The organism is Kitasatospora sp. NPDC058046 (assembly GCF_042885595.1).
GTDB lineage: Bacteria > Actinomycetota > Actinomycetes > Streptomycetales > Streptomycetaceae > Kitasatospora.
Genome location: NZ_JBHVRS010000010.1, coordinates 140,758 through 163,827 on the forward strand (window position 1 = coordinate 140,758; position 23,070 = coordinate 163,827).

At 75.1% G+C, this 23,070-nt stretch carries 22 protein-coding genes; 7 read left to right on the forward strand and 15 right to left on the reverse strand.

Going from position 1 to position 23,070, the window contains the following annotated elements:
• The first annotated feature begins 60 nt into the window (after positions 1–60).
• Complete coding sequence (locus ACFVU7_RS21610) at positions 61–1,410, forward strand: acyltransferase (protein ID WP_388046495.1); 1,350 nt, start codon at positions 61–63, stop codon at positions 1,408–1,410.
• Positions 1,411–1,526: 116 nt separating this feature from the next.
• Here ACFVU7_RS21610 and ACFVU7_RS21615 read toward each other — a convergent pair whose 3' ends face one another.
• The 11 genes from ACFVU7_RS21615 to ACFVU7_RS21665 all read right to left on the reverse strand — a co-directional run bounded on the left by ACFVU7_RS21615 (position 1,527) and on the right by ACFVU7_RS21665 (position 13,490).
• A complete protein-coding gene (locus ACFVU7_RS21615) occupies positions 1,527–2,312 on the reverse strand; it encodes a DUF3050 domain-containing protein (RefSeq protein ID WP_074004880.1) in 786 nt (261 codons plus the stop codon).
• A gap of 88 nt (positions 2,313–2,400) precedes the next feature.
• Positions 2,401–3,369 (reverse strand): alpha-ketoacid dehydrogenase subunit beta, encoded by a 969-nt coding sequence (locus ACFVU7_RS21620; protein WP_388046497.1) that lies wholly within the window; start codon positions 3,367–3,369, stop codon positions 2,401–2,403.
• Positions 3,366–4,454, reverse strand: coding sequence for a thiamine pyrophosphate-dependent dehydrogenase E1 component subunit alpha (locus ACFVU7_RS21625; protein ID WP_380775910.1), 1,089 nt, complete (start codon positions 4,452–4,454; stop codon positions 3,366–3,368). The genes ACFVU7_RS21620 and ACFVU7_RS21625 overlap by 4 nt, the downstream gene beginning before the upstream one ends.
• On the reverse strand, positions 4,451–6,385 hold the full coding sequence (gene hppD / locus ACFVU7_RS21630) for a 4-hydroxyphenylpyruvate dioxygenase (RefSeq protein WP_388046499.1): 1,935 nt from the start codon (positions 6,383–6,385) through the stop codon (positions 4,451–4,453). The genes ACFVU7_RS21625 and hppD overlap by 4 nt, the downstream gene beginning before the upstream one ends.
• Positions 6,386–6,498: 113 nt before the next feature.
• Positions 6,499–7,797: a beta-ketoacyl-[acyl-carrier-protein] synthase family protein gene (locus ACFVU7_RS21635; protein WP_375873769.1), complete on the reverse strand. Its 1,299-nt coding sequence runs from the start codon at positions 7,795–7,797 to the stop codon at positions 6,499–6,501.
• A complete protein-coding gene (locus ACFVU7_RS21640) occupies positions 7,794–9,410 on the reverse strand; it encodes a class I adenylate-forming enzyme family protein (RefSeq protein WP_388046501.1) in 1,617 nt (538 codons plus the stop codon). Before ACFVU7_RS21640 ends, ACFVU7_RS21635 begins: the two co-directional genes overlap by 4 nt.
• 303 nt (positions 9,411–9,713) lie before the next feature.
• Complete coding sequence (locus ACFVU7_RS21645; protein ID WP_074004876.1) at positions 9,714–10,268, reverse strand: beta-ketoacyl synthase N-terminal-like domain-containing protein; 555 nt, start codon at positions 10,266–10,268, stop codon at positions 9,714–9,716.
• A gap of 11 nt (positions 10,269–10,279) precedes the next feature.
• Positions 10,280–11,437 (reverse strand): beta-ketoacyl-[acyl-carrier-protein] synthase family protein, encoded by a 1,158-nt coding sequence (locus ACFVU7_RS21650; RefSeq protein WP_388046502.1) that lies wholly within the window; start codon positions 11,435–11,437, stop codon positions 10,280–10,282.
• Positions 11,434–11,700: a hypothetical protein gene (locus ACFVU7_RS21655; protein WP_074004875.1), complete on the reverse strand. Its 267-nt coding sequence runs from the start codon at positions 11,698–11,700 to the stop codon at positions 11,434–11,436. Before ACFVU7_RS21655 ends, ACFVU7_RS21650 begins: the two co-directional genes overlap by 4 nt.
• Positions 11,697–11,972 (reverse strand): phosphopantetheine-binding protein, encoded by a 276-nt coding sequence (locus ACFVU7_RS21660; protein WP_388046504.1) that lies wholly within the window; start codon positions 11,970–11,972, stop codon positions 11,697–11,699. Before ACFVU7_RS21660 ends, ACFVU7_RS21655 begins: the two co-directional genes overlap by 4 nt.
• 93 nt (positions 11,973–12,065) lie before the next feature.
• Positions 12,066–13,490 (reverse strand): class I adenylate-forming enzyme family protein, encoded by a 1,425-nt coding sequence (locus ACFVU7_RS21665; RefSeq protein ID WP_388046506.1) that lies wholly within the window; start codon positions 13,488–13,490, stop codon positions 12,066–12,068.
• Between the two features lie 180 nt (positions 13,491–13,670).
• On the opposite strand from ACFVU7_RS21665, the gene ACFVU7_RS21670 reads away from it, so the two are divergent.
• The 4 genes from ACFVU7_RS21670 (at position 13,671) to ACFVU7_RS21685 (ending at position 18,023) form a co-directional block, all read left to right on the forward strand.
• On the forward strand, positions 13,671–14,771 hold the full coding sequence (locus ACFVU7_RS21670) for an alpha-hydroxy acid oxidase (RefSeq protein WP_388046507.1): 1,101 nt from the start codon (positions 13,671–13,673) through the stop codon (positions 14,769–14,771).
• Positions 14,772–14,956: 185 nt separating this feature from the next.
• Positions 14,957–15,733: a class I SAM-dependent methyltransferase gene (locus tag ACFVU7_RS21675; RefSeq protein WP_388046509.1), complete on the forward strand. Its 777-nt coding sequence runs from the start codon at positions 14,957–14,959 to the stop codon at positions 15,731–15,733.
• A 38-nt stretch (positions 15,734–15,771) separates the two neighbouring features.
• Positions 15,772–16,707: an alpha/beta hydrolase gene (locus ACFVU7_RS21680; RefSeq protein WP_074004872.1), complete on the forward strand. Its 936-nt coding sequence runs from the start codon at positions 15,772–15,774 to the stop codon at positions 16,705–16,707.
• Entirely contained in the window at positions 16,704–18,023 is a 1,320-nt protein-coding gene (locus ACFVU7_RS21685) for a PLP-dependent aminotransferase family protein (protein ID WP_388046511.1), read from the forward strand. The genes ACFVU7_RS21680 and ACFVU7_RS21685 overlap by 4 nt, the downstream gene beginning before the upstream one ends.
• 63 nt (positions 18,024–18,086) lie before the next feature.
• Here the strand turns inward: ACFVU7_RS21685 and ACFVU7_RS21690 are convergent, their stop codons facing one another.
• The 4 genes from ACFVU7_RS21690 to ACFVU7_RS21705 all read right to left on the reverse strand — a co-directional run bounded on the left by ACFVU7_RS21690 (position 18,087) and on the right by ACFVU7_RS21705 (position 21,562).
• Complete coding sequence (locus ACFVU7_RS21690) at positions 18,087–18,851, reverse strand: ABC transporter permease (protein ID WP_049653827.1); 765 nt, start codon at positions 18,849–18,851, stop codon at positions 18,087–18,089.
• A 120-nt stretch (positions 18,852–18,971) separates the two neighbouring features.
• A complete protein-coding gene (locus ACFVU7_RS21695) occupies positions 18,972–19,946 on the reverse strand; it encodes an ATP-binding cassette domain-containing protein (protein ID WP_388046513.1) in 975 nt (324 codons plus the stop codon).
• 117 nt (positions 19,947–20,063) lie between these two features.
• On the reverse strand, positions 20,064–21,266 hold the full coding sequence (locus ACFVU7_RS21700) for a glycosyltransferase (RefSeq protein WP_388046514.1): 1,203 nt from the start codon (positions 21,264–21,266) through the stop codon (positions 20,064–20,066).
• Positions 21,263–21,562: a hypothetical protein gene (locus ACFVU7_RS21705; RefSeq protein WP_074004868.1), complete on the reverse strand. Its 300-nt coding sequence runs from the start codon at positions 21,560–21,562 to the stop codon at positions 21,263–21,265. The genes ACFVU7_RS21700 and ACFVU7_RS21705 overlap by 4 nt, the downstream gene beginning before the upstream one ends.
• 143 nt (positions 21,563–21,705) lie before the next feature.
• Between ACFVU7_RS21705 and ACFVU7_RS21710 the strand changes: the two genes are divergently transcribed.
• Positions 21,706–22,638 carry a 3-oxoacyl-[acyl-carrier-protein] synthase III C-terminal domain-containing protein gene (locus ACFVU7_RS21710; protein WP_049653834.1) on the forward strand — a complete coding sequence of 311 codons (933 nt, stop codon included), beginning with the start codon at positions 21,706–21,708 and terminating at the stop codon, positions 22,636–22,638.
• Between the two features lie 141 nt (positions 22,639–22,779).
• Positions 22,780–23,070: a phosphopantetheine-binding protein gene (locus ACFVU7_RS21715; RefSeq protein WP_049653836.1), complete on the forward strand. Its 291-nt coding sequence runs from the start codon at positions 22,780–22,782 to the stop codon at positions 23,068–23,070.

Genomic DNA, 23,070 nt, shown 5'->3' on the forward strand with positions numbered 1-23,070 from the left:
GCGCCGCCGGAACGCGCCCGCGCGTCACCGGGAGTCGTCGAGTGCTTCGGAACGGAACCCATGAGCATCTGGCCGCAGTTGCGAAGATCCCGGACCGTCCGGGCCGGGCACGCCACCGGCCGGGTGCTGCGCTGCGGGCTGATGGACACCATGCTCGCCGACCTCGCCGTCTCGGTCGTGCTCTGCTTCGAGCACCCGCTGGACGACGACCGGGTCGCCGCCGGCCTGGCCCGGGCGCTGGAGCGGGTGCCGGTCTTCGCCGGAAGGCTGCGCACCGTCGAGGGCGTCCTGGAGGCGGTCTGCGACGACACCGGTGTGCCGTTCGAGGTCTACACCGTGGAGGGCACGCTCGCCGAGGCGATGGGCCGGGTGACGGCGGCCGGCGCCGAACTGGTCGCCCCGCTGGACGCCCCCGCCGCCCGCGACGGCGGCGTCCCGCTGCTCACCGTGCGCCTCACCCGCACGGCCGACGGCGGCACGGTGCTCGGCTGCTCCTGGCACCATGCGATCGGCGACCTGCACAGCTTCATGCTGCTGCTGCGGACCTGGTCCGCGGCGGTCGAGGGCGAACCGCTGCCGAAGGCCGAACTCGTCGACGACCAGGACGAGTTGCTGGCCGAGGTACTCCCGGACGAGGACTGCGGCCGCCCCGGCTTCCGGCTGCCCTCGGCGGCGGAGGCGGAGCTGCTGGCCCGCGAGGTGGCGGTCGGGCCACGCGCCAACCGGATCGTCCAGATCGCCTTCACCGACGCCGAACTGGCAAGGATGCGCGAGGAGTTCGGACTGGCGGCCGGGCGCCGACTCTCCTCCGGGGACGTGCTCTGCGCCCACCTCCTCAGCACCCTGCGGGAGTTGGACGGGGACGACGCCGAGCGGATGCTGACCGTGCCGGTCAACGCGCGCCGCTGGCTGGGCCTGTCGCCCGCGCTGCTCGGCAACCTCCTCAGCGAGGTCCATCTGCCGCACCGGCCCGAGGAAGGACCGGCGGTGCTCGCGGGCGCACTGCGTACGGCGGTCGAGGAGTTCCCGACCGCACACCTCAACCTCCGCGCCAACCTGTGGTTCCTGGCCACCCTCGGCCGCTCGCGGCTGCGCGACTGCGTGCCGCTGGGCTTCGACCCGGCGGCGCGCCGGTTCAGCTTCTCCAACTGGAGCGGCTTCGGCGCCTATGCGGTGAGCTTCCAGGGGAAGCGGCCCGTGCTGTTCAGTCCGGCGGCCAACTATCCGATTCCCTGGGTCTGTTGGACGGTCGAGGGGTTCCGGGGCGAGGGCCGGCTGGCCACCGTGGTGCTGCCGGCCCGGCTCGCCGCCCGGGTGCGCGGGGCGGAGGGCCGGGCGGCGCTGCACCGGTTCCGCAGGGCCGGGGACCGGCCGCCCGCCTCGGCCGGGGTGCTGCCCAAGGTGCTCTGAGCCGCCCCGCCGGCGCGGGTGCGAAGGCAGGCCCCGGCGGCGGAAGGGCGCCCACGGGGAGGCCGGTTCCCCGTGGGCGCCCTTCCGCCGTGACGACGGACGTCCTCCGGCAGGCCTCAGAAGGACCGCTCGATCGCGGTCCACAGCTGGAGCCGGGCGCGCAGCGCGGTGCGGACCGTCTCGGCGCAGGAGTCCCACTTGTCCTGGTCGTCGCCGCACAGGTCGATCAGCATCTGCATCGCCATCGGGGTGTGCTGCTCGCCGTCGACCTCGATGTGACGGGCCAGGTAGTCCTTGAAGACGGTGAGCGCGCCCTCGGGGTCGTCGATCCGGATGACCTGGGTGAACATGTCCGGGATCAGGTCCTCGCGGCCGAAGGCGAAGGCGGCGGCCCGGCAGTGCACCGGCGCGTTCTCCACGATCGACCAGGTGGTGGAGGTGAAGTCCAGGGCGGGCTGCGGCACTCCGGCGTTCTTCAGGGCGTCCGGCACGGCGGTGCCGGAGCCCAGCAGGGCCAGGAACTCCTCGATCGGGCGCGGGTCGGCACCGGCCTGCCGCATGCCCTCGACGTACAGCTCGAAGTGGCTGGTGTAGCCCTCGCCGAGCTCGTCGCTCTCCTCGACCAGCACGATCTCGTTGATCAGCCGGCGGCTGGCGGTCGGGCCGTTCGGGACCCACGGCACGTCCACGCAGGTGAGGTCGCGCTGGAGGCTCTTGAGCAGCGACATGAAGTCCCAGACGGCGAAGACGTGGCTGCCGAGGAAGGTGCGGACCCGCTCGATGCCGGTGAGCGAGCGGTACACCGAGTGCTCGACCACCTCGCGGCGCAGCGGGTCGATGGCCTGCTGGAGGCTGGTCAGGCCGGGGTGCGAGCGGTCCCAGTGGTAGCGGTTCGTGGACAACGGGGCTCCTTGGTCGGGCTGTTGGGCGATCGACGTGTTCGGGGTGCGCGAGGTACGCGGGGGCTGCGCCGCGTCGGGGCGCGGTCGGTCAGCGGTGCTTCAGCACGAGGTCCAGCGCGTGCCGCAGCTGCTCGCGGCCGGGCTGGACGGCGCGGTCGAGGGCGGGGGCGAAGGGCAGCACGGCGCCGTCCGGGCGGGTGATCCGGCGGGGCGGGGCGACCAGGCGCATCTCCTCGGCGGCGGTGGCCAGCACCTCGGCACCGAAGCCGCAGCTGCGGTTGGAGTCGTCCAGGACGACCAGGCGGCCGGTGCGCTCCAGTGAGTCGGCGAGCGCCTGCCAGTCGAACGGGTACACCGTGCGCGGGTCGAGGACCTCCACCGAGACCTCCGGCGCCAGTTCCTCGGCCACCGCGAGGGCGTCGTGCACCAGGTGCCCGAGGGCGACCACGGTGACGTCGCTGCCCGGCCGGTGGATCCGGGCCCGGCCGAGCGGGACGGGGACGAGGTCCCAGGTGACGGTCTCGCGCACCGGCATCGCGGCGGCGGGCGCGAACACCACGACCGGGTCCGGGTCGTGGATCGCCGAGCGCAGCAGCCCGTAGGCGTCGGTCGGGGTGGCGGGCACCACGGTTTTCACCCCGGCGTGCGCGAACAGGCTGTACGGGTGGTCGGAGTGCTGCCCGGCCCAGCCGTCCCGGGAGCCCGAGCCGGGCACCAGGCAGGTCAGCGGGACGGCGGCCTGGCCGCCGGTCATCAGCGAGAACTTGTGGGCCTGGTTGACGAGTTGCTCGAAGACCAGGAACAGCAGCGACGGGATCTGGAACTCCAGCACCGGGCGCCGGCCGGCCAGCGCGGCGCCGACCGCCATCGAGGTGAAGGCCTGCTCGGACAGCGGGGTGTCGACGATCCGGCCCGGCCCGAAGCGGTCCAGCAGGCCGAGGGTCGGCCCGGCCAGACCGGCGCCGATGTCCTCGCCGAAGACGCAGACCGCCGGATCGGCGGCGAGTTCGTCGGCCAGCGCCCGGTTGAGCGCCTTGGTGTACGAGAGCCTGGTCACGGCGTCGCCCCCGCCCGGGGCCGCAGCCCGTCGGCGTACAGGTGGTCCAGTGCGCCCGCCGGGTCCGGGTGCTCCGAGGCGAGCGCGAACTCCTCGGCGGCGGCGAGCTGTTCGGCCACCGAGCGGTCCAGCTCAACGACCGTCGCCGGGTCGAGCAGGGCGGCGGCCCGGGGGAGCGGGTCGCGCTCGCGCCAGGTGTCGACCTCCTCGGGGGAGCGGTAGCGCAGCTTCATCCGGCGCTCCATGGTGTGGTGGCCCTCGTATCGGTAGGTGCGGCAGGCCAGGAAGCCCGGGCCGCGGCCGCCGCGGGCCCGGTCGACGGCGCGCAGCGCGGCGGTGCGGACGGCCTCGGTGTCCATGCCGTCCACCTCCTCGGCGGGGATGCCGAAGGCGGCGGCCCGGCCGGTGGCGCTGCCCGCGACGGCGGTGGCGGCGGGCAGGGTGGTGGCGTAGCCGTTGTCCTCGCAGACGAACAGCACCGGCAGGCGCCACATCGCGGCGAGGTTGAGCGACTCCAGCAGGACGCCCTGGTTGAGCGCGCCGTCGCCGAAGAAGGCCACCGCGACCGGGGTCCGGCCGGCCTCCGGGCCGTCGGTCCCCGGCCCTTCGGTTCCCGGCCCTTCGGCCGTCGCCCGTCCGGGGTTGACAGCCGCCCAGGCCGCGCCGACCGCGATCGGGGCACCGGCGCCGACCATGCCGTTGGCGCCGAGGATGCCCAGCGAGAAGTCGGCGGCGTGCATGGAGCCGCCCCGGCCGCCGTTCGACCCGCCGACCCGCCCCAGGAGCTCGGCGAGCAGCCGGTGCGGCGCGGTGCCCCGGGCGAGCACGTGGCCGTGGCCGCGGTGGGTGCTGGCGAGCCGGTCGCCCGGGCCGAGCGCCGAGCAGACGCCGACCGCGACGGCCTCCTGCCCGATGTACGGGTGGATGCCGCCGGGGATCGCGCCGGACTTCACCAGGCCGAGCGCCAGTTCCTCGAAGCCGCGGATCAGCCGCAGCATCCGGTAGCGCTCGGCGGGGGTGTCCAGCGGGGCGGGGCTGTCGGGCAGTGCGGCGCCCTCGCCGGCCGGGTGCGCGGGAGCGGTCACGGCCGTCCCCGCCAGACCGTCGGGCAGAACCGGGGGTCGGCGTAGTCCGGCCGGCCGTCGTCCGTCCGGCCCACCAGCACGTCGTGGTTGTACACCACCGGCTCGCCGTCCGGCCGGTCGTGCCGGCGGTACTCGTTGGCGCCGTCCTGGAGGTGCAGCGAGACCGCCCGGCGCGGGAAGGAGGCGAGGTTGGGGCCGCTGCCGTGGTAGGTGCGGCAGTGGTGGAAGGACAGGTGGCCGCGCGGGATCAGCATCGGGACCTTGCGCACCCGCTGCCCGTTGTGGGCGGCGTTGGCGGCCAGGATGGACTCCAGCTCGGAGCCGTCGCGGTCGGCGAAGTGCCGGGTGGAGTCCTCGCCCGAGGGCAGCTCCCGCCAGCGGTGGCTGCCGTCGACCATGGTGATGGTGCCGTTCTCCTCGCGGCAGTCGTGGAACGGGATGAAGGCGGTGAGCATCTCCTCGGAGCTACAGGTCTGCCAGTAGTGCTTGTCGAAGTGCCACGGCACCCGGTTGCTGGGCTCCTCGGGCACCGGGGGCTTGTAGATGAGCGTCGACTGGAAGACCCGGATCTCCTCGGTGCCGGCGAGCAGCGCGGCCACCGCGCCGACCAGCGGCTTGCGCAGGATCGCGCTGATCGCGTCGCTCTCGTAGTGCACGTAGTCGTTGTGCCGCTGGACCGGCCCGTCCTCGGGCCGCCAGGAGGCCAACCGGGGCGGCCGGACGGGCAGTTCGCGGTCCCGGTGGCCGGCGTAGTACGCCTCGGTGGCGGCCTGGAGGGTGTCCAGCTCCTCGTCGCTGAAGAGCCTGCGGGAGAGGTACCAGCCGTGCTCGCGGTAGTGCGCCACCTCGTCGGGGGTGGGCAGCAGGGCGCGCTCGGCCTCGGTGAGCCGGAACCCGGGGGCGGCGGCCGTCGGCCGGGCCTGCTTCGGCTGTGCGGGGGCGGGCCGGTCCTCGGCGGCGGGGCCGTGCCGTTCGACGGCCTCGTAGAGGGCCTTGATGTTCGCGGTGCCGAAGGTGCCCGCTCCCTGCCGTTCGATCAGTTCGAGGAAATAGGTGCGCCGGGGGTGGGTCGAGCGGGCGAAGATCTGGAACAGCTGGCCGCCGTGGTCCTGGTCGACCAGGACGTGCAGGTCGCGCAGGGTCGCCACCGGGATGGCCGTCTCGCCGAAGCGGTCGGCCAGGGCGTCGAAGTAGGCGTCCGGCGTGGTCAGGAACTCCACGCCGCGCTCCCGGGCGGTCCGGACGGCGCCGGCGATGTCGCGGGTGCTGAAGGCGAGGTGCTGGACGCCGGCCCCGCCGTGGGCGGCGAGGAACTCGTCGATCTGGCCGGGGCGGCGGGTGGTGTCGGGCTCGATCAGGGTGAAGGTGACGCCGCCGGAGGCGCTCTGCACCACCTTGGAGTCCATCGCCTGCTCGCCGACCTCGATGTACTCCTCGAAGATCGTGCGGAAGTCCAGCGCGTCCTCGCAGAACCGTACGGCCTCCGCGAGCGTGCCGGCCGGCAGGCAGATCGCGACGTGGTCGAGGCCGTCCAGCAGGCGGGGCTCCGGGGTGGCCTCGGCGTCCGGCAGCGGGACCAGGCGCAGCGCGGTGTCGCCGAAGCCCTCGATCAGGGCGCCGGCCCGGTCGAGCACCCGGGCGCCGTGCCGCTCGGCCCGCTCCAGTGCGGCCGCCGGGTCGGCGCAGCCGAGGGCGAGGACGGCGACGCCGTCCCCGTGCCGGGTGACGTACTCGGCCACCGGGTGCTCCGGGTCGGCGGCGGAGGTCAGCCGCAGCCGGATGGTGCCCTGGCGCAGCCCGACGGTGCGGGAGCCGTCCGGGGCGGTGGCCGGGGCGTCGGCGGTGAAGCCGAGGTCGGCGCTGAGTCCGGCCGCGGTCTTGTCGGCGTCCGCGCAGTGGAACTCGACGTGGGTGATGGTCTGGATGGACAACGGGATCTCCCCCCGGGAGGGATGGTGGATCGATGATCGGGGCGCGCCGGCGCCGCGCGGCGGGCGACCGCGGTCGGGCGGCGGCGGTCGGACGGCGGCTGTCGGCGGTACCGCTAGCGGGCGGTCCGGGTGGAGGCCGGGCCGAGGATCAGGCTGAGGTTGTGGCCGCCGAAGGCGAAGGCGTTGCTCAGCGCGGCGCGCACCGGGACGGTCCGGGCGGCGCCCCGGACGTGGTCCAGGTCGCAGGCCGGGTCGGGGTCGGTCAGGTTGAGGGTGGGCGGCAGCGTCCCCCGGGCCACCGCCAGGGCGGTCACCGCCGCCTCCAACGCGCCCGCGGCGCCCAGCAGATGGCCGGTGGCGCCCTTGGTGGAGCTGACCGCGGGCGGCTCGGCGCCGAAGACGGCGCGCAGGGCGGCGGTCTCGGCCACGTCGCCGAGCTTGGTGCCGGTGCCGTGGGCGTTCACGTAGTCGATGTCACCCGGGGCCAGGCCCGCGTTGGCGAGCGCGGCGCGCATCGCGTCGGCGGCGCCGGTGCCGTCCGGGCGGGGCATGGTCGGGTGGTGGGCGTCGGTGGAGGCGCCCCAGCCGAGGACGTCCGCGTAGCCGGCGGCGCCGCGCGCCTCGGCGTGCTCGGCCCGCTCCAGGACCAGGACGGCGCTGCCCTCGCCGAGCACGAAGCCGTTGCGGCGGGCGTCGAAGGGCCGGCTGGCCTGCTCGGGGTCGTCCCAACCCTGCGCCAGGGCGCGGGCGTTGGTGAAGGCGGCGGCGATGGTCGGGTGCAGCGAGGATTCGGTGCCGCCGCACACCACCACGTCGGCGTCGCCGGCCCGGATCAGCCGCAGCCCCTCGGCGATCGCCTGGGCGCCGGCCGCGCAGGCCGTCACCACGGCGGAGCTGTAGCCCCGGATGCCGTGCTTGATGGCGATCCGGGCGGCGGCCATGTTGGAGAGCATGCCGGGCAGCAGGTACGGGCTGACGCCGGGGCGGCCGCGCTCCAGCCGGCGGTGCGACTGCTGCTCGAAGGTCTCCAGTCCGCCGCCGCCGGTGGCCAGCACCACGGCGGTGCGGTGCGGGTCGGCGTCCCGGCCGACGGCCAGTCCGGCGTCGGCGAGCGCGTCGTCGGCGGCGGCCAGGGCGAGCAGCACGAAGCGGTCCACGCAGCGGGTCTCGGTCGGCGGCAGCACCTCCCGGCCGTCCAGGGCGGGGGCGAGCCCGGCGGCGGGCAGCCAGCCGTGCGCGGCGTGGCCCTCGGGAACGGCGCGCAGGCCGGTGCGGCCGGCGGTGAGCGCCTCGAACACCTCGGCGGGCTCGCGGCCGAGCGGGGAGACCAGGCCGATGCCGGTGACGACGGCGCCGGGGCGCGCGGTTGTGCGCCCACCCCGCTCGCCTGCTCGCACACTCCGCTCGCTCATGCGCCCACCGCCGCGAGGTGGGTCTCCCGCAGCAGGACCTTGCGGACCTTGCCGGTCGGGCCGAGCGGGATGTCGTCGGGGGAGACCACCAGCACCTTGCGGACGGTCGCGGCGGCGGCCTCGCCCAGGGCGGCGACGACCGCCCCGGTGCGGTCCGCGGCCGGATCGGCGTCCGCGGCGAGGAGCAGCAGCACGTCGGTGACGACGCGCTCGCCGTCCCGGACCGCGACCACCGTGCAGTCCAGCACGTCCGGGCAGGCGGCCAGCACCCGCTCCTCCGACATCGCGGTGAACAGCCGCTTGCCGCCGCCGAGTTCGACCGAATCGACGGCCCGGTCCACGTGGTAGTAGTAGCCCTCCTCGTCCCGGTACATCAGGTCCCCGGTGAGGAAGCGGCCGCGCAGCCGGGTGCGGAAGGTGGTGGCCGAGTCGTTCCAGTAGCCGAGCGCCAGGGTGGGTGAGGCGGTGGCGAGTTCACCGACCTCGCCGGGCCCGAGCGGCTCGCCGTCCGGGCCGACGACCTCGCAGTCGACGAAGGCGTGCGGGCGGCCGACGCAGCGGCCGTAGCGCTCGGTGCCGGGGCCGTGGGTGATGAAGAAGTGCGAGTGCCCCATCTCGGTGGAGCCGAGGCCGTCCACGAACAGCGAGCCGGGCAGCCGGGTGCGGCCGGCCCGGGTGACGGTCTCCCGGCTGCCGGTGGCGATCAGGCGGCGGATGTGCACCTCATGGGCGCAGTCGCCGGTGTTCCACCAGAGCGCCACGGAGGTCAGGTCGCGGGCGGTGAGGTCGTGCCGGGCGAGGTCGGCCCAGGTGGCGGCGAAGCCGATCACCCCGGTGGGCCGCCACCGCTCGACGGCCTCCAGCACGCCGTCGCCGGACTGCCGGGAGAGCACGGCGAGTTCGGTGTGCGAGCTGAGCGCGAGGTTGAGCGCGATCAGGGTGGCGGCGTGCGGGGCGGGCAGCGCGCTGAGCATCCGGTCCTGGCCCTGCGGGCGGGGCAGCCGCAGCCGGTGGCGGATCGCGGCGTACAGGCTCGCGTGGGAGTGGACGACGGCCTTGGGCATGCCGGTGGTGCCGGAGGAGTGGGTGATCGCCACCGGGTCGCCGGACCAGTGCCGGTACGGCTCCGGGACGGCGTCCGGGTCGCCGGCGCCGAGGGTGGCGATCTCGGGCAGCAGCGGCGCGCCCGGGTCGTGGCCGGCCAGTGCGGCCAGGTGGGCGGGGTCGGCGAGGACGCCGGCCGCGCCGAGGCGGGCGATGTAGCGGGCGGCCCGTTCGCCGTCCAGGTTGGGGTTGAGCAGCGCGGGGACGGCGCCGAGCCGGGCCAGGGCGAGGAAGGCGAGCACGTGGTCGGCGGCGTCGCTCGCGTACACCACCACCGGGTCGCGCCGGGTGATGCCCAGGCCGTGCAGCGCGGCGGCGCGGGCCCGGACGGCGCGGTCCAGCTCGCGCAGGGTGAACGGCTGCCAGGCGGGGTGGTCGTCCACCGGGGTGTCGAAGCTGAGCAGCGGTACGTCCAGGTCGAGCCCGAGCGCGATCCGGGCGGTCAGGACGTTGCCGGCGCCCACGTCGGGGTCGTCCGCGAGCTGGGTGCGGAGGCTGCGGATGGTCACGGGGGTGGATCCCTCCCTCGGGGCCGGTGGACGGCCCGGGCGGCTGATCGGGTGGCAGGGTCGGTCGGCCGCACGGGTGCGGCGGGTGCGGTCGGCTGCTCGGGCGGCGTGCGACGAATGGCGGGCTGCGTGCGGTCGGTCGCTCGGGCGGCGGGTGCCGGGAGCGAGGCGGGGACGGGCGGGGGCGCTGGTGTGCCGGGTGCGGCTGCGTCAGGCGCCGGGCCTCGATGGTTCCTACGGCCGGGGGCGGTCGCGGGGTTCAGTCCGGGCGGCGGTTCGGTCCGGTCGGACGGTTCGGAGGGGTCAGTCCGGCCGGTTCCCCGCTGCCGGAAGGGCGAGCAGGACCGCCGCGGCCCGGTCCCCGTCGGGCGTCTGCTCGACGGCCACGGCCAGCACCCGGTCGGCGTCGCCGTCCTCGAGCAGCAGCGCGGCGAGTTCGAACGCCTCGGCCGGGACCACGCCGGGTTCGGCCTCGGCCGGGCAGATCGCCACGATCGGGCCGGTCAGGCCCCAGCGCGCGGAGACATGCCCGAGGACGGCGTTGGGGTTGGACTGGAAGAACAGCAGCGGGCCGGTCCGCTGTCCGGGTTCGGCGCTGCGCTCGATGGCCCGCGCGGTGTCGAGGTCGCCGCTCGCGCTGGCGAGCAGCAGGGCGGTCCGTCCGGGGGCGGGCGGTTCGCCGTGGTGGGCGCGCAGGCAGCGTTCGGCGGTGTCGGCGACCAGCGGGTTGAAGGCGGAGGCGGCGAAGCCGGGCAGCGGTGGCGGCGGCCCGTCCAGGCCGGGTGCGGGGCGGCGGGCCTCGGCGAGGATCCGCAGTCCGTGGGTGTGGTCGGCAGGGGTGTTCTCGGCGGTGGTCATGGCGGTGGCGGTCATCCCGGGGCCAGCAGGAGGGCGGTGTTGGCGCCGCCGAAGGCGGAGTTGAGGCTGAGGGCGTACGGCGGCCCGGCGGCGTGCGGGCCGTCCAGGACGAGGTCCAGCGCGAGGTCCGGGTCGGGGCCGAGCCAGCCGGCGTTGACCGGGAGCAGGCCGGTGCCCAACGCGCCGATGGTGACGGCGAGTTCGAGCAGTGCGGAGGCCTCCAGGGCGTGCCCGTGCACGGACTTGCTGGAGCTGACCGGCAGACGGTCGGTGTGCGGGCCGAACACCCGCCGCAGGGCGCGGGCCTCGGCCCGGTCGGCGAGGGTCGAGCCGGTGCCGTTGGCGTTGACGTAGCCGACCTCGGCCGGATCGACGCCCGCGCGGGTGAGCGCGGCCCCGATCGCCCGGGCCGTCCCGTCGCCCTCCGGTTCCGGGCGGCAGACGTGGTGGGCGTCCCCGGCCCGGCCCCAGCCGGCCAGCCGGGCGAGCGCGGGCGCGCCGCGCCGCTCGGCGGCCGGGGCGGACTCGACCAGGACGGCGACGGCCGCGTCGGCGAGCAGGGTGCCGGTGCGGCCGGCGCTGAACGGGCGGGCCTCGCCGTCCCGGGCCAGCGCCCGTCCGGCGTCGAAGACCGCGAAGACGCCCGGTCCGACCAGGTGCCCGGCCGCGACCAGGACCCGCTCGTGCCGCCCGGCGGCGACCAGGGCCGCCGCGTCGGCGACGGCGGTCGAGGCGGCCACGCAGGCGCCGTTGTACACCCGGGTGACACCCGGCGCGCCCCACCCGGAACGGACCCCGGCGGCCACCGCGTCGGCGGTCGCCCGGGTGCGCTCGTCGCTGTGCAGGGCGAGCAGGACGGGCAGGCCGGCGCCCTCGGCGGCGGTCAGCCCGGCCTGCCCGCAGGCCTGGCCGATCGCGTCGAGCACGGCCCTGGCCAGGGGGAAGGTGCAGGCCAGGGGCACGGTGTCGGGGAACAGCGCGGCCCGGGTGGTGCGGCGGGCGCTCACGTCGAAGCGGGTGACCGGGCCGGACAGCGCCTTGCCGTGGGTGGCGGCCTCGGTGAGTGCGGCGAGCCCGCGCCCGGCGGCGCTGAGCACCCCGACACCGGTGACCACCGGGCGGTCGGCCGCCCGGCCTGGTGGGCCGGAGCCCGTGCCCCCGGGGATCACGGCCGGGCGCCCGCGCGGTCGGCGAGGACGGCCTCGCGCAGCAGCCCGGTGGCGTCGTCGACGGTGCGCACCGCGCCGAAGCGGTCGTCGTCCAGGTCCAGCTGGAGTCCGTACCGCTGCTCGAACTCGGCGACGAGCCACGTGAGTTCGAGCGACCCGAGGTCTTCGGGCACGGTGTCGACGGCGCGCTGCCCGAACGCCGCCAGCATGGTCAGGACCTCGGCCCGGTCCGGCAGGGCGTCGGGGAGCGGGGAGCCGGTCACGCGGCGCTGCTGGAGGTGGCGGCGAGGGCGTCGACCCGGCGGGCGACGTCGCCGGTGAACTCGTCCAGCGTCATCAGCGCGGTGGTCTCCATCTCGTCCAGGTCGAACTTGATCCCGAACTCGTCCTCGACCTGCACCGACAGGTCGGCCAGGGCGAGCGATTCGAGGTCCAGCCCGGCCGGGCCGAGGTCGGTGTCCCCGGTGACCTCGGAGACGTCGTACTGCATCTCGGCGAGTGCCGCCAGGACGAAGGCGCGGATGCGGTCCTGCATGGTGGGCTCCTTGTCGGGGTGGTGGTGCGAAGGGGTCGGGGCGCGAAGGGGTCGGGGCGCGGCCGGGTGCGGCCCGCGCGCCGGTGGGCGCGGTCAGCCGGCGGTCGCGGTCGCGCGCAGGGCGGCCGGGTCGCGCAGCAGCTTTCCGGTGGCGGTGCGGGGGAGGCGGTCCAGTCGGGCGAGCCGGCGCGGCCGCTTGTAGGCGGCCAGGCGGCGGGCCAGCCCGTCCTGGACGGAGGAGAGGTCGGTCCCGGGTTCGGTGGCCAGGTAGGCCTCGATCGCGCCGCCGTCGAAGACCACCACGGCCTCGCGGACCCCGGGCAGCGCGGTGAGCGTCTGCTCGACCTCGGTGAGGTCGACCTTCAGGCCGCCGATCGAGACCTGGGAGTCCAGTCGGCCGAGCATGGTGACCGGGCCGTCGTCGGCCAGCTCGGCCGCGTCCCGGGTGTGCAGCCAGCCGTCGGACCAGCGGGTCGGATCGTCCAGTCCGGGGTACGGGGAGGACTCCGTGCCGATCTGCAACTCGCCCTTCACCAGGCGCAGTCGCATGCCGTGCACCGGCCGCTTGGCAGGGTGGAGCGTACCGGAGAGGTCGGTGGCGATCACCCCGGTCTCGGTCATGCCGTACATGGTGCCGAGCGGGACGCCGTACCGCTCGGTGAACAGTGCGGGCAGTCCCGGGCGGACGAGTTCGCCCGCCACGACCATCCGCCGCAGCCGGGGCAGTGGCGGGGGAGCGATCGCCCCCGCCAGCAGTTCGGCGTGGAACGGCACCCCGATCACGGTGGTCGGCCGGTCGCTCGCGGCGACCTCGGCGAGGATGCCCGCCGCCGTCATTCGCTCCGGCACGGTGAGCGCGACCCGGGCGTGCAGGCTGTTGAGCAGCCCGCCGACCAGGCCGAGCACGTGCACCACCGAGGAGAGCAGGACGACCCGTTCGCCCTCGTCGGGGAACTCCACCAGCCTTCGGTAGCAGTCGAGTTCGCGCAGCAGATCGGCCGCGGTGCGGGCGATGACCTTGGCCGGACCGGTGGATCCGGAGCTGAGCTGGATCAACGCGTGTCCGGTGCGGGCCGGGCGCCCGTCCGCCAGCGGGACGGCCACCGGCTCGACTTCGGAGAAGCCGCGCAGGGCCGCCGCCGACCGATGGGCGGAGCCTACCAGCACCTGCGGGGCCAGCCGCGCCACCGCCGCGTCGATCTCGTGCTCGGTCAACCGGTGGTCGAGCAGGGCGACTTGGGCGCCGAGGCGCCAGCACGCCAGCAGCACCGCGACGAACGCCACCGAGGGCGGCAGCCGCAGCGCCGCCGTCCCGCCGGGTCCGAGCCCGGCGGCCGACAGCCGTTCGGACTGCTCCTCGACCAGGGCGCGCAGGGCGTCCCGGTCGAGCGGTGCGCCGAGGCGCAGGCACTCCTCGCCGCCGGGTCCGGCCAGCAGCAGCCGGTCGACCCAGGAGTCCGGGGCGTCGGAGTGCGGCAGGAGGGCAGGCGGAAGTACGGAGGGGAGAAAGCCGGTCAACGCGGCTCCACACAAGTGAGGGGATTTTGACATGAACGCCGTTAACAAATCCGAACGGCCAATTCCGTGGCCAGACCTTGGCACAGACGTTTGGTCAAATCAAGGTCTATACCAATGTGGTCGTTGCTCCTACGCTGCCGAAGCAGGACCGGCCCGCGTGTGGCCGTCCTGGAACGAGGAATGCCCGTGGGACTTCTCACGCTGGCCGGGATCGAGCGTGCGGCGCGCGCCCAACTCCCACCGGAAATCTGGGATTTCATCGAAGGCGGCAGCGGCGCCGAACGCACCCTGACGGCCAATCGGGAGATGTTCGGAGGCCATGCGCTGCGCCCGCGCACCCTGGTCGACGTCTCCGCCTGCGACCCCGCGCTGACCCTGCTCGGCGCACCGCTGCGCCTCCCGCTCGGCATCGCCCCGATGGCCTACCACCGGCTGGTCGACCCGGAGGGGGAGACCGCCACCGCGCGCGCCGCCGGCCGGGCCGGCGCCCTGCTGGTCGCCGGGATGTTCGCCAGCCGGACGCTGGAGGAGATCGCCGCGGCCGCCACCGGCCCGCTCTGGCTCCAGCTGTACTGGCTGCGCGAACGCGCCGTCCTCGCCGCCCTGGTGGAACGCGCCGAGGCGGCCGGCTACGGCGCGCTCGTGCTGACCGTGGACGCCCCCAGGATCGGCCGCCGGCTGCGCGACCTGCGCAACGGCTTCGCCGTCCCGTCGGCCGTCCGCGCGGTCAACCTGGACCAGGCCCTGACGGCCGCCAGCCACCGCGCCACCGCCGGACGTTCGGGCATCGCCGAGCACGCCCGCGAACAGTTCGACCCCGCACTGAGCTGGACCGACCTGGCCTGGCTGCGCGAACGCACCCGGCTGCCGCTGGTCCTCAAGGGGATCCTCACCGCCGAGGACGCCCGGCTGGCCGTCGAGCACGGCGTCGACGCCGTCCTGGTCTCCAACCACGGCGGCCGCCAACTCGACGGTGCGATGCCGGCCCTGGCCGCCCTCCCCGAGGTGGTCGACGCCGTTCCCGCCGAACTGCCGGTGCTCTTCGACGGCGGCGTGCGCAGCGGCACCGACCTCGCGATCGCCCTCGCCCTCGGCGCCCGCGCCGTGCTGGTCGGCCGCCCCGCGCTCTGGGGCCTGGCCACCGACGGCGAGGCCGGGGTGCACCGGGTGCTCGACCTGCTGCGCGAGGAACTGGAGCACACCATGGCCCTGTTGGGCCGCCCCCGGCTCGCCGACCTGGACCGTACGGTCCTCGCGCCCTGGCCCTGCCCGGCCGGCTGAACCCTGGCCCCCGCGCGGCCGTTGAACCCGTACCCCCGCGCGGCCGGCCGGGCCCGAGCCCCGCACGGCTGTTGAACCGCGCGGCTGTTGAACCGTGCAGCCGTTGAACCAAGCGGCCGTTGAACCGCACCGCCGTTGAACCGCGCCGTACCCGAACCGCGTTCTCCCCCATGGAGGTCCGACACATGACCGAGCAGAACGAACGATTCCCGGGCTGGGACTGGGACGACCCGGACGGGCTGGCTCCCCGGCTGGACGCCTTCAGCGAGCAGGTCGCCACCTGCGACACGCTCGAAGCGCACCCCGGCGGGCTGCCGCGCGACCACCAGGGCCTGCGCGAACTCGGCATCACCGGAATCGAGTTCGCCGCCTTCCGGACCGCCCACCCGGAGGGCCTCGGCACCGACCTCGCCACCCTGCGCGGCCCCGACGCCGCCACCGCGCCCGGCACCCTCTACCGGGTCGACGGCGACCGCTGGTTCACGCAGCTCGACATCGCCGAACCGCTGCCCTTCGCCGACGCCAGCGTCGACTGGGTGTACGCCGAGCACCTGATCGAGCACGTCACCATGCCGGTCGCCGTCGGCTGGCTGCGCGAGGCCCGCCGGGTGCTGCGCCCCGGCGGCGTCCTGCGCCTGACCACCCCCGACCTCGCCCGCTACCTGGTCGGCTACGCCACCGGCGACGGCTTCCTCGGCAAGCACCGGCGCCGGCTGACCACCCTCGGCTTCGGCCCGCCGATGCCCGAGCGCCCCGCCTTCCTGGTGAACCAGATCTTCCGGTACTTCGGGCACCAGTGGATCTACGACCTGGACGAGCTGCGGCACGTCCTCACCCGGGCCGGCTTCGACCCCGACGGCATCCGTCCGTGCGCCTACCGGCAGGGCGCCCGTCCGGACGTCGCCGACCTCGACACGGCCTTCCGCACCGACGAGACCGTGTACGTCGAGGCAGACTGCTGAACCCGCCGCCGAGCCCCGCGCACCGAACGGATCCGCCCATGCCCCTGCACCCCCAGGCCGAGGCGCTGCGCGCCCGGCGCGCGAGCAGCGGGACCCCGCCGCTCTACACCCTCACCCTCGCCGAGGCCCGTGCCGCCGACCTCGCGGACATCCGCGCGGCGGCCGGCACGCCCGAGCCGGTCGCCGCCGTCGAGGAGCACCGCGTCCCCGGCCCCGGCGGCGAACTCGCCCTGAGGCTCTACCGCCCCGAGCCGCCCGGCCGCCGACTGCCCGCCCTGCTCTACCTGTTCGGCGGCGGCTGGACGCTCGGCTCGCCCGACACCAGCGACGCGATCTGCCGCCGGCTCACCAACGCCGTCGGCTGCGTCACCGCCTCCGTCGGCTACCGGCTCGCTCCCGAGCACCCCTTCCCCGCGGCGCTCCACGACAGCCGCGCCGCACTGCTGCAACTCGTCGAACGGGCCGAGGAGTTCGGCGTCGACCCGGACCGGATCGCGGTCGCCGGCGACAGCGCCGGCGGCAACCTCGCCGCCGCGCTCACCCTCCTGCTGCGTGCCGAGGGCGGCCCCGCCCTGCGCCACCAGCTGCTGGTCTACCCCAACACCGACCACGGCGCCGACACCCCGTCGCTGCGCGACCACGACGACCCGGCACTGTTCAACCGCCGCTCGGTGGACTGGTACTGGGGGCACTACCTGGCCGACCGGGGCGACGGCGCCAGCCCGTACGCCTCCCCGCTGCGCGCCGCCACCCTGGCCGGCCTGCCGCCCGCGACCGTGCTGACCGCCGAGTACGATCCGCTGCGGGACGAGGGCGAGCAGTACGCCGAGGCGCTGCGCGCCGCAGGGGTCCCGGTCGAGCTGCGCCGCTACCCGGGCATGCCGCACGGCTTCTTCGCCATGACCGGCACCCTGGACGACGCCGCCGAGGCCCAGGCCTTCGCGGCCGGCTGTCTCCGGGAGGCGCTGCGGTGACGGTTCCGCCCGCTCCGGGAGGCGCCGCGGCGGACCTCCGACTGGACGACCTGCACGCCTCCCTGGCCGATCCGCTGCTGGACGCGATGACCTTCCTCAACGAGGTCACCACCCGCTACCCGGACGCCGTCTCCTTCGCCCCCGGCCGCCCCTACGAGGGCTTCTTCGAGCCCGAGGACGTCCCGGCCTACCTGGAGACCTACCTCGCCCACCTGGCCGACCGCGGCCTCGGCCGGGACGCGGTGCGCACCGCGCTGTTCCAGTACGGCCCGACCAAGGGCCTCATCAACGACCTGGTCGCCCGCGCGCTGGCCAACGACGAGGGCCTGACCGTCGACCCCGGGGCCGTGGTGGTCACCGTCGGCGCCCAGGAGGGCATGCTGCTGACGCTGCGCGCCCTGTGCGCCGGCCCGGACGACGTCCTGCTGGTGAGCTCGCCCTGCTACGTCGGCGTCACCGGCGCCGCCCGGCTGCTCGACCTGACCGTCCGCCCCGTCCCCGAGGGCCCGGACGGCGGCCCCGACCCGGCGGCGGTCCGCGCCGCCGCCCGCGCGGTGCGGGCCGAGGGGCGCCGTCCGCGCGCCCTCTACGTCGTCCCGGACTTCGCCAACCCCTCCGGCACCAGCATGCCGGTCGCGGCCCGCACCGGGCTGCTGGAGGCCGCGGCCGAGGAGGGCGTGCTCGTCGTCGAGGACAACCCGTACGGCTTCTTCTCCCGCACCCCGGGGCAGCGGCCCACCCTCAAGGCGCTGGACCGCCGCCGCCAGGTCGTCTACCTGGGCTCGTTCGCCAAGACCTGCTTCCCCGGGGCCCGCCTCGGCTACGTGGTCGCCGACCAGGAGGTGGCCGGCCCCGACGGGCGGCGCAGCCTGCTCGCGGACGAGCTGGCCAAGCTGAAGAGCATGACGACGGTCAACACGCCCGCGCTCAGCCAGGCCGTCATCGGCGGCATGCTGCTGACCCACGACTGCCGCCTGCGGGCCGCCAACGCCCCTGCCACGGCCCACTACGCGGCGGGCATGGACACCCTGCTGCGGGAGCTGGACCGGCACTTCCCGGCCTCCGTGCGGCGCCGGCTGGGCATCTCCTGGACCCGGCCGGACGGCGGCTTCTTCGCCGTGCTGACGGTGCCGTTCGTCGCCGACGAGGCGGCCATGGAGCGCTGCGCGCGCGACCACGGGGTGCTCTGGACGCCGATGGCGCCGTTCTACCCGGCGGGCGGCGGCGAGCACCGGCTGCGGCTGTCCGTCAGCTCGCTGACGCAGGCGCAGATCATCGACGGCGTGGCGAAGCTGGCGGCCTTCCTGGCCGCCTGAGTCCGCGACAGGGACGACGGAGGGGCCCGGCTCATCGCGAGCCGGGCCCCTCCGTGCCGTCCGTCAGCGCACCCGGGTGGAGAACAGCCGGGCCGACCAGTACACCGCCAGGACGGTCATCACCGTGACCACCAGCAGCCCCTGCCAGACCACGTCGTCCCCGGCGTGCCCCGAGAACAGCGCGCGCATGCCCTCCACCGCCCAGTAGAAGGGGTTCCACCTGGCCGCCTGCTGCTGCCACTCCGGCGCCAGGGTGAGCGGCAGCAGCACCCCGGACAGCAGCGCGATCGGCTGCGCGATGGTGTTGACCACCGGGGACATCGCCGCGTCGGTCGGCACCATCAGCGCGATGCCGAAGGAGATCGCCGAGGTCATCAGCGCCAGCAGGCCCAGCAGCAGGTAGGCGAGCAGCAGGTTCAGCGGGCTCACCCGCAGCCCGAACGGCAGCGCGATCAGGGTGATCAGGACGGCCTGCACCAGCAGCGCCACCATCTCCCGCATCGCCCGCCCGAGCAGCAGCGCCAGCCGGCTCACCGGGGTCACCCGCGAGCGCTCGATGATGCCGGACCTGAGCTCGCCGAGCAGGCTGAAGCCGGTGTACAGCCCGCCGAAGATGCACAGCACCGCCAACAGGCCCGGTACGTACACCTGGTAGACGTCGGCGTAGCTGCGCGCGCCTTCCGAGGCGAGCACCTTCTTCAGCAGCGGGGCGAACAGCAGGAGGTAGAACACGGGCTGGATGATGCCGACGGCGATCCAGATCGGGGTGCGGATCATGAGCAGCAGCTGGCGCTGGAAGATCAGCCAGGTGTCGCGGGCGAGCTTCACGGTCTCCCCAGGGAGGTGTGCGGGTCCGGGTGGTGCGGGTCCGGGTGGTGCGGGGGCGGGTCTGCCGCGGCGGGCGGCCGCTGCGGGTCAGGACTGCTGCGGCGGGCGCCCGGTGCGGGGTCAGGACTGCTGCAACGAGCGCCCGGTGCGGGCCAGGAACACGTCGTCCAGGCTGGGCCGTTGGAGCTGCACGGTGCCGGGCGTCAGGCCCGCCGCGTCCAGCGCGCGCAGCAGCTGGGGGATGGCGGCGGCGCCGTCCTCCAGGTACAGCCGCAGCCCCTCGTCGCCGTTCTGCTCCAGCCGGTGCAGGTACGGCTGCGGGCGCAGCACCGCGGCCGCGCGCTCGAAGGCGGCCTCCGCGGCGTCCAGCCCGACCAGCACGACGTCGCCGGAGATCTCGCGCTTGAGCGCCTCGGGGGTGCCCTCGGCCACCACCTGGCCGTGGTCGACGATGGCGACCCGGTCGCAGAGCGCGTCGGCCTCGTCCAGGTAGTGGGTGGTGACGATCACCGTCATGCCCTCGGTGCGCAGCCGGCGGATCTCCTCCCAGACGTACGCCCGGCTGGCCGGGTCCAGCCCGACCGTGGGCTCGTCCAGGAACAGCACCCGCGGCTGGTGGATCACCCCGAGCGCGATGTCCACCCGGCGGCGCTGGCCGCCGGAGTAGGTGGCGCACGGACGGTCTCCGAACCCGGTCAGGTCGAAGGCCTTGAGCGCGTCCGCGGCGGCCTGGCCGGCCTGTGCCTTGGCCGCGCCGTACATCCGGGCCTGGAGCACCAGTTCCTCGCGGGCGCTGACGTTGTCGGTGGTGCCGCCGCCCTGGGCGACATAGCCGATCCGGCGGCGGACCCCGGCGGGGTCGGTGAACAGGTCGGCCCCGGCGATGACGGCCTGTCCGCCGTCGGGGCGGATCAGGGTGGCCAGCATGCGCAGGGTGGTGGTCTTCCCGGCGCCGTTGGGGCCGAGGAAGCCGTAGATCTCGCCGGCGGCGACCGACAGGTCGATGCCGCGGACGGCCTCGACGGTGGTGTCGTCGCCGCCGCGGCGGGAGGTCTTCTTGCGGTAGGACTTGCGCAGTCCCGTGGTCTCGATCAACGGGAACTCCCGTGCGGGGATGGGCTGCCACGGCACCTGGGAAGGCGGGGCCCGGCACCTGCGGAGGGCGGTGCCGCTGCGACACCCTAGGGCGAACCCCGCCCCGGAAACAATGGCCTAGACCAATGGACGTGCGGTCTCCCGGTCTGCTACAGGGCGCCGGCCCGGGCCCGTTCGGCCGAGCGCCTCCAGCCGGTCCGCCGCGACCACCGCACCGCCCCCGGCCAGCAGTTCCGCGCCGACCTGAACCGCCCGCCGCCGGTACTCCGTGGAGTCGAGTACGGCCCGCAGCGCGCCCGCCAGCCGTTCCGGCGAGACGCGCGCGAACGGCACCCGCAGCCCCGCGCCGGCCGCCGCCACCTGGCCGGCCACGACCGGCTGGTCGTGCCGGATCGGCGCGGTGACCAGCGGCAGGCCGTGCGCCAGCGCCTCGCCCACGGTGTTCATCCCGCCGTGGCAGAGCACCGCGTCCAGCTCGCCGCGCGCCATCAGCTCCAGCACCGGCGCCCGGTCCACCGCCACGGCCCGGGGCGGGAGTTCGGGCAGCAGCCCGCGCGGCGCGGCGAACACCGGCTGCACGTCGTCGCCGCACAGCTCCAGCGCCCGGACGGACCGGGCCAGGAAGTCCGCGCCCAGCTCGCCGGCCAGCGTGCCCATGGTGACCAGCACCCGCCGCCGGCCGGGCAGCAGCCGCTCCCACGGGAAGTCCGGGTCGTGCGGCCGTACCGACAGCACCGGCCCGACCAGCGCGTGCTCCGGCGGCGGGGCCGAACCGGTCAGCGCCGGACCGGTGGTCGCCAGCACCAGGGCGGGGGAGAAGCGCGGGTCCAGGTACTCCTCCGGAGGCAGCGCGGCGCGCTCCCACAGCCCGCGCAGCAGCCCGGCCATCCAGGCCTCGACCTGCGGCAACGCCCGGTAGGGGCGCCCCAGTTCCATCGCCCCCGGCGCGAAGGACGCCCACGGCAGCCCGTGCCGGTGCGCGACCAGCGCGCCCGCCGGGGTGTGCTGGTCGACCAGCAGGACGTCCGGCCGCCACTCCCGCACGATCGCGTCCAGCGGCTTCGCGGTGAACCGCGCGTACGGGACGATGAAGCCCTCCCAGAGCGTGCGCAGCGCGGCCAGTCCGTGCCCGCCCTGGGCCCGGAACGCCCGGGTGCCGGTGCCGAGCACCTCGGCGTGCGGGCCGAGCAGCGGGCGCAGCACGGACTCGGTGCCGGTCCAGGCGGCCTGGTGGCCGCGTGCGGTCAGCTCGGCGGCGATGCCCGCGGCCGGGTTGACGTGGCCGGTCAACGGCGGCATCACCAGCAGGAACCGGGTCATCGCGCGTCCTCCTCGGGGAGCAGTCGCCGCAGGTCGGCGACGGTCAGGGCCTCCAGGGCGGCCAGGTCCAGCCCGGCGCGCAGCGCGGCCAGGTCGGCCCGCGGACCGAAGCGCTCGCGCAGCCGTAGCGACAGATCGGCGAGTTCGTCCTCGTCCAGCAGCAGGTCGCCGTCCAGTCGGGCGTCCGGGGTGACGTGGCGCGCCCAGTCGGGCGGCGCGCCGGCCGCCTCGACCAGCAGGGCCACCAGCTCCGGGTCCAACGGGGCGTCGGGGTGGAGGGGTTCAGGGTTCGGCATGAGAGATCTCCCACCTGCTCGACGGCACGGGGGTGAACGCGGCCGCACCGGAGCGCAGTTGACGGCTTCCGGGGAGCGGCGGCGACGGCGGAGGGGCCCGGGATCACTTGTGCGACCCGGCGGGCGTCGGAATACTAGCCCGGGTGACCGCACTGGAGGCAGTGGCCGTCCACCTCCCCCCACACGCCGTTCCCATCGAGGCGGTGGGCGAGCGCATCGGCCTGACCCCACGTCAACTCCGTCTCTTCCGCCGCTTCCACGGCCTGGACCAGCTACGTCTGGATCCGACCGGGACGCTGCCCGACCTGCTCGAAGCCGCCCTGGACAACCTGCCGGAGCTGCGCGGACGCGAACGCGACGTCCGCTTCGTGATCCATGCCCGCAGCATGCCGGTGGCGGTGCCTCATCCGCTCAACCCGCTGCACGACCTGCTCGAAACCCGTGGCCTGGCGCACGCCGACGCCTTCACGGTGACCCACCACGCCTGCGCGGTGGGCCTGCTGGCCATCGACCTGGCCGGTCGGCTGCTCGCGGCCGAACCCGACCCGGCGGCGCTCGCCCTGGTGCTGACCGGCGAGAAGACCTTCACCAGGGACGCCCAGGTGGTGCCCGAGACCGGCATCTTCGCCGAGGGCGCGGCCGCCTGCCTGGTCAGCGCCGACGGCGAGCGCCACCGGATGCTCTCCTTCGCGGTGCGCCAGCGCCCGGAGTTCGACGGCCGGCTGGCCGAGGACCCGGACCTGCTCGCCCGCTACCAGCGCGAGTACCCGAACGTGATGGTGGAGGCGATCGAGGCCGCCCTGGACCAGGCCGGTCTGGACCTCTCCGACCTGGCCGCGATCCTGCCGCACAACGTCAACCAGGCGTCCTGGCGGATGATCGCGCGCCGGATCGGCTATCCGGTCGAGAAAGTCGTGCTGGACAACGTGCGGTCGGTCGGGCACAGTTTCGCCTCAGACAGCCTCATCAATCTCCACACCGCCACCACGCGGGGGCTGCTCCGCCGCGGCGACCACTACCTGATCGCCGCCGCCGGTGTCGGAGCCACGTTCTCCGCGATGGCCATGCGGTACTGACGGCCCGCCGACTCCTCCGGCGGCCGTCGTCCGCACAGCGACGCCGCATTTCCCACACCGCATTCCCCACACCACCCCAGAGCCCCGGGGCGCCTGCAAGCCCCGGAGCACACATCCCACGTACGACGGGACGGGACATCCATGTCAGAAGCCGCGGTCCAGACCACCGACCCCGAACTGCGCGAGCGCATCCTGCACGGCATCGGCGAGCTCCTGCCGCGCGTCCTCAAGCGCGAACTGCCCGAGATCCCGCAGGACGCCTGCCTCTTCGACGACCTCGGCCTCACCTCGGCCGGCACCATCGAGCTGATCCTGGAGCTGGAGGAGTCGCTCGACATCCAGGTGGACGTCGAGCAGATCACCGAGGACGACCTGCGGTCGGTCACCAGGCTGGCCGACTACGTCGCCGGGCACGTCATCCCCGAGGACTGA

What these genes read in the sequence shown, in the direction of transcription:
- ACFVU7_RS21680 (WP_074004872.1), top strand. Translation starts at nt 15,772, where the DNA reads ATGCCCCTGCACCCCCAGGCCGAGGCGCTGCGCGCCCGGCGCGCGAGC.
- ACFVU7_RS21675 (WP_388046509.1), top strand. Translation starts at nt 14,957, where the DNA reads ATGACCGAGCAGAACGAACGATTCCCGGGCTGGGACTGGGACGACCCG.
- ACFVU7_RS21635 (WP_375873769.1), bottom strand. Translation starts at nt 7,797, where the DNA reads ATGAGCGAGCGGAGTGTGCGAGCAGGCGAGCGGGGTGGGCGCACAACC.
- ACFVU7_RS21700 (WP_388046514.1), bottom strand. Translation starts at nt 21,266, where the DNA reads ATGACCCGGTTCCTGCTGGTGATGCCGCCGTTGACCGGCCACGTCAAC.
- ACFVU7_RS21705 (WP_074004868.1), bottom strand. Translation starts at nt 21,562, where the DNA reads ATGCCGAACCCTGAACCCCTCCACCCCGACGCCCCGTTGGACCCGGAG.
- ACFVU7_RS21715 (WP_049653836.1), top strand. Translation starts at nt 22,780, where the DNA reads ATGTCAGAAGCCGCGGTCCAGACCACCGACCCCGAACTGCGCGAGCGC.
- ACFVU7_RS21660 (WP_388046504.1), bottom strand. Translation starts at nt 11,972, where the DNA reads ATGCAGGACCGCATCCGCGCCTTCGTCCTGGCGGCACTCGCCGAGATG.
- ACFVU7_RS21645 (WP_074004876.1), bottom strand. Translation starts at nt 10,268, where the DNA reads ATGACCACCGCCGAGAACACCCCTGCCGACCACACCCACGGACTGCGG.
- ACFVU7_RS21610 (WP_388046495.1), top strand. Translation starts at nt 61, where the DNA reads ATGAGCATCTGGCCGCAGTTGCGAAGATCCCGGACCGTCCGGGCCGGG.
- ACFVU7_RS21670 (WP_388046507.1), top strand. Translation starts at nt 13,671, where the DNA reads ATGCCCGTGGGACTTCTCACGCTGGCCGGGATCGAGCGTGCGGCGCGC.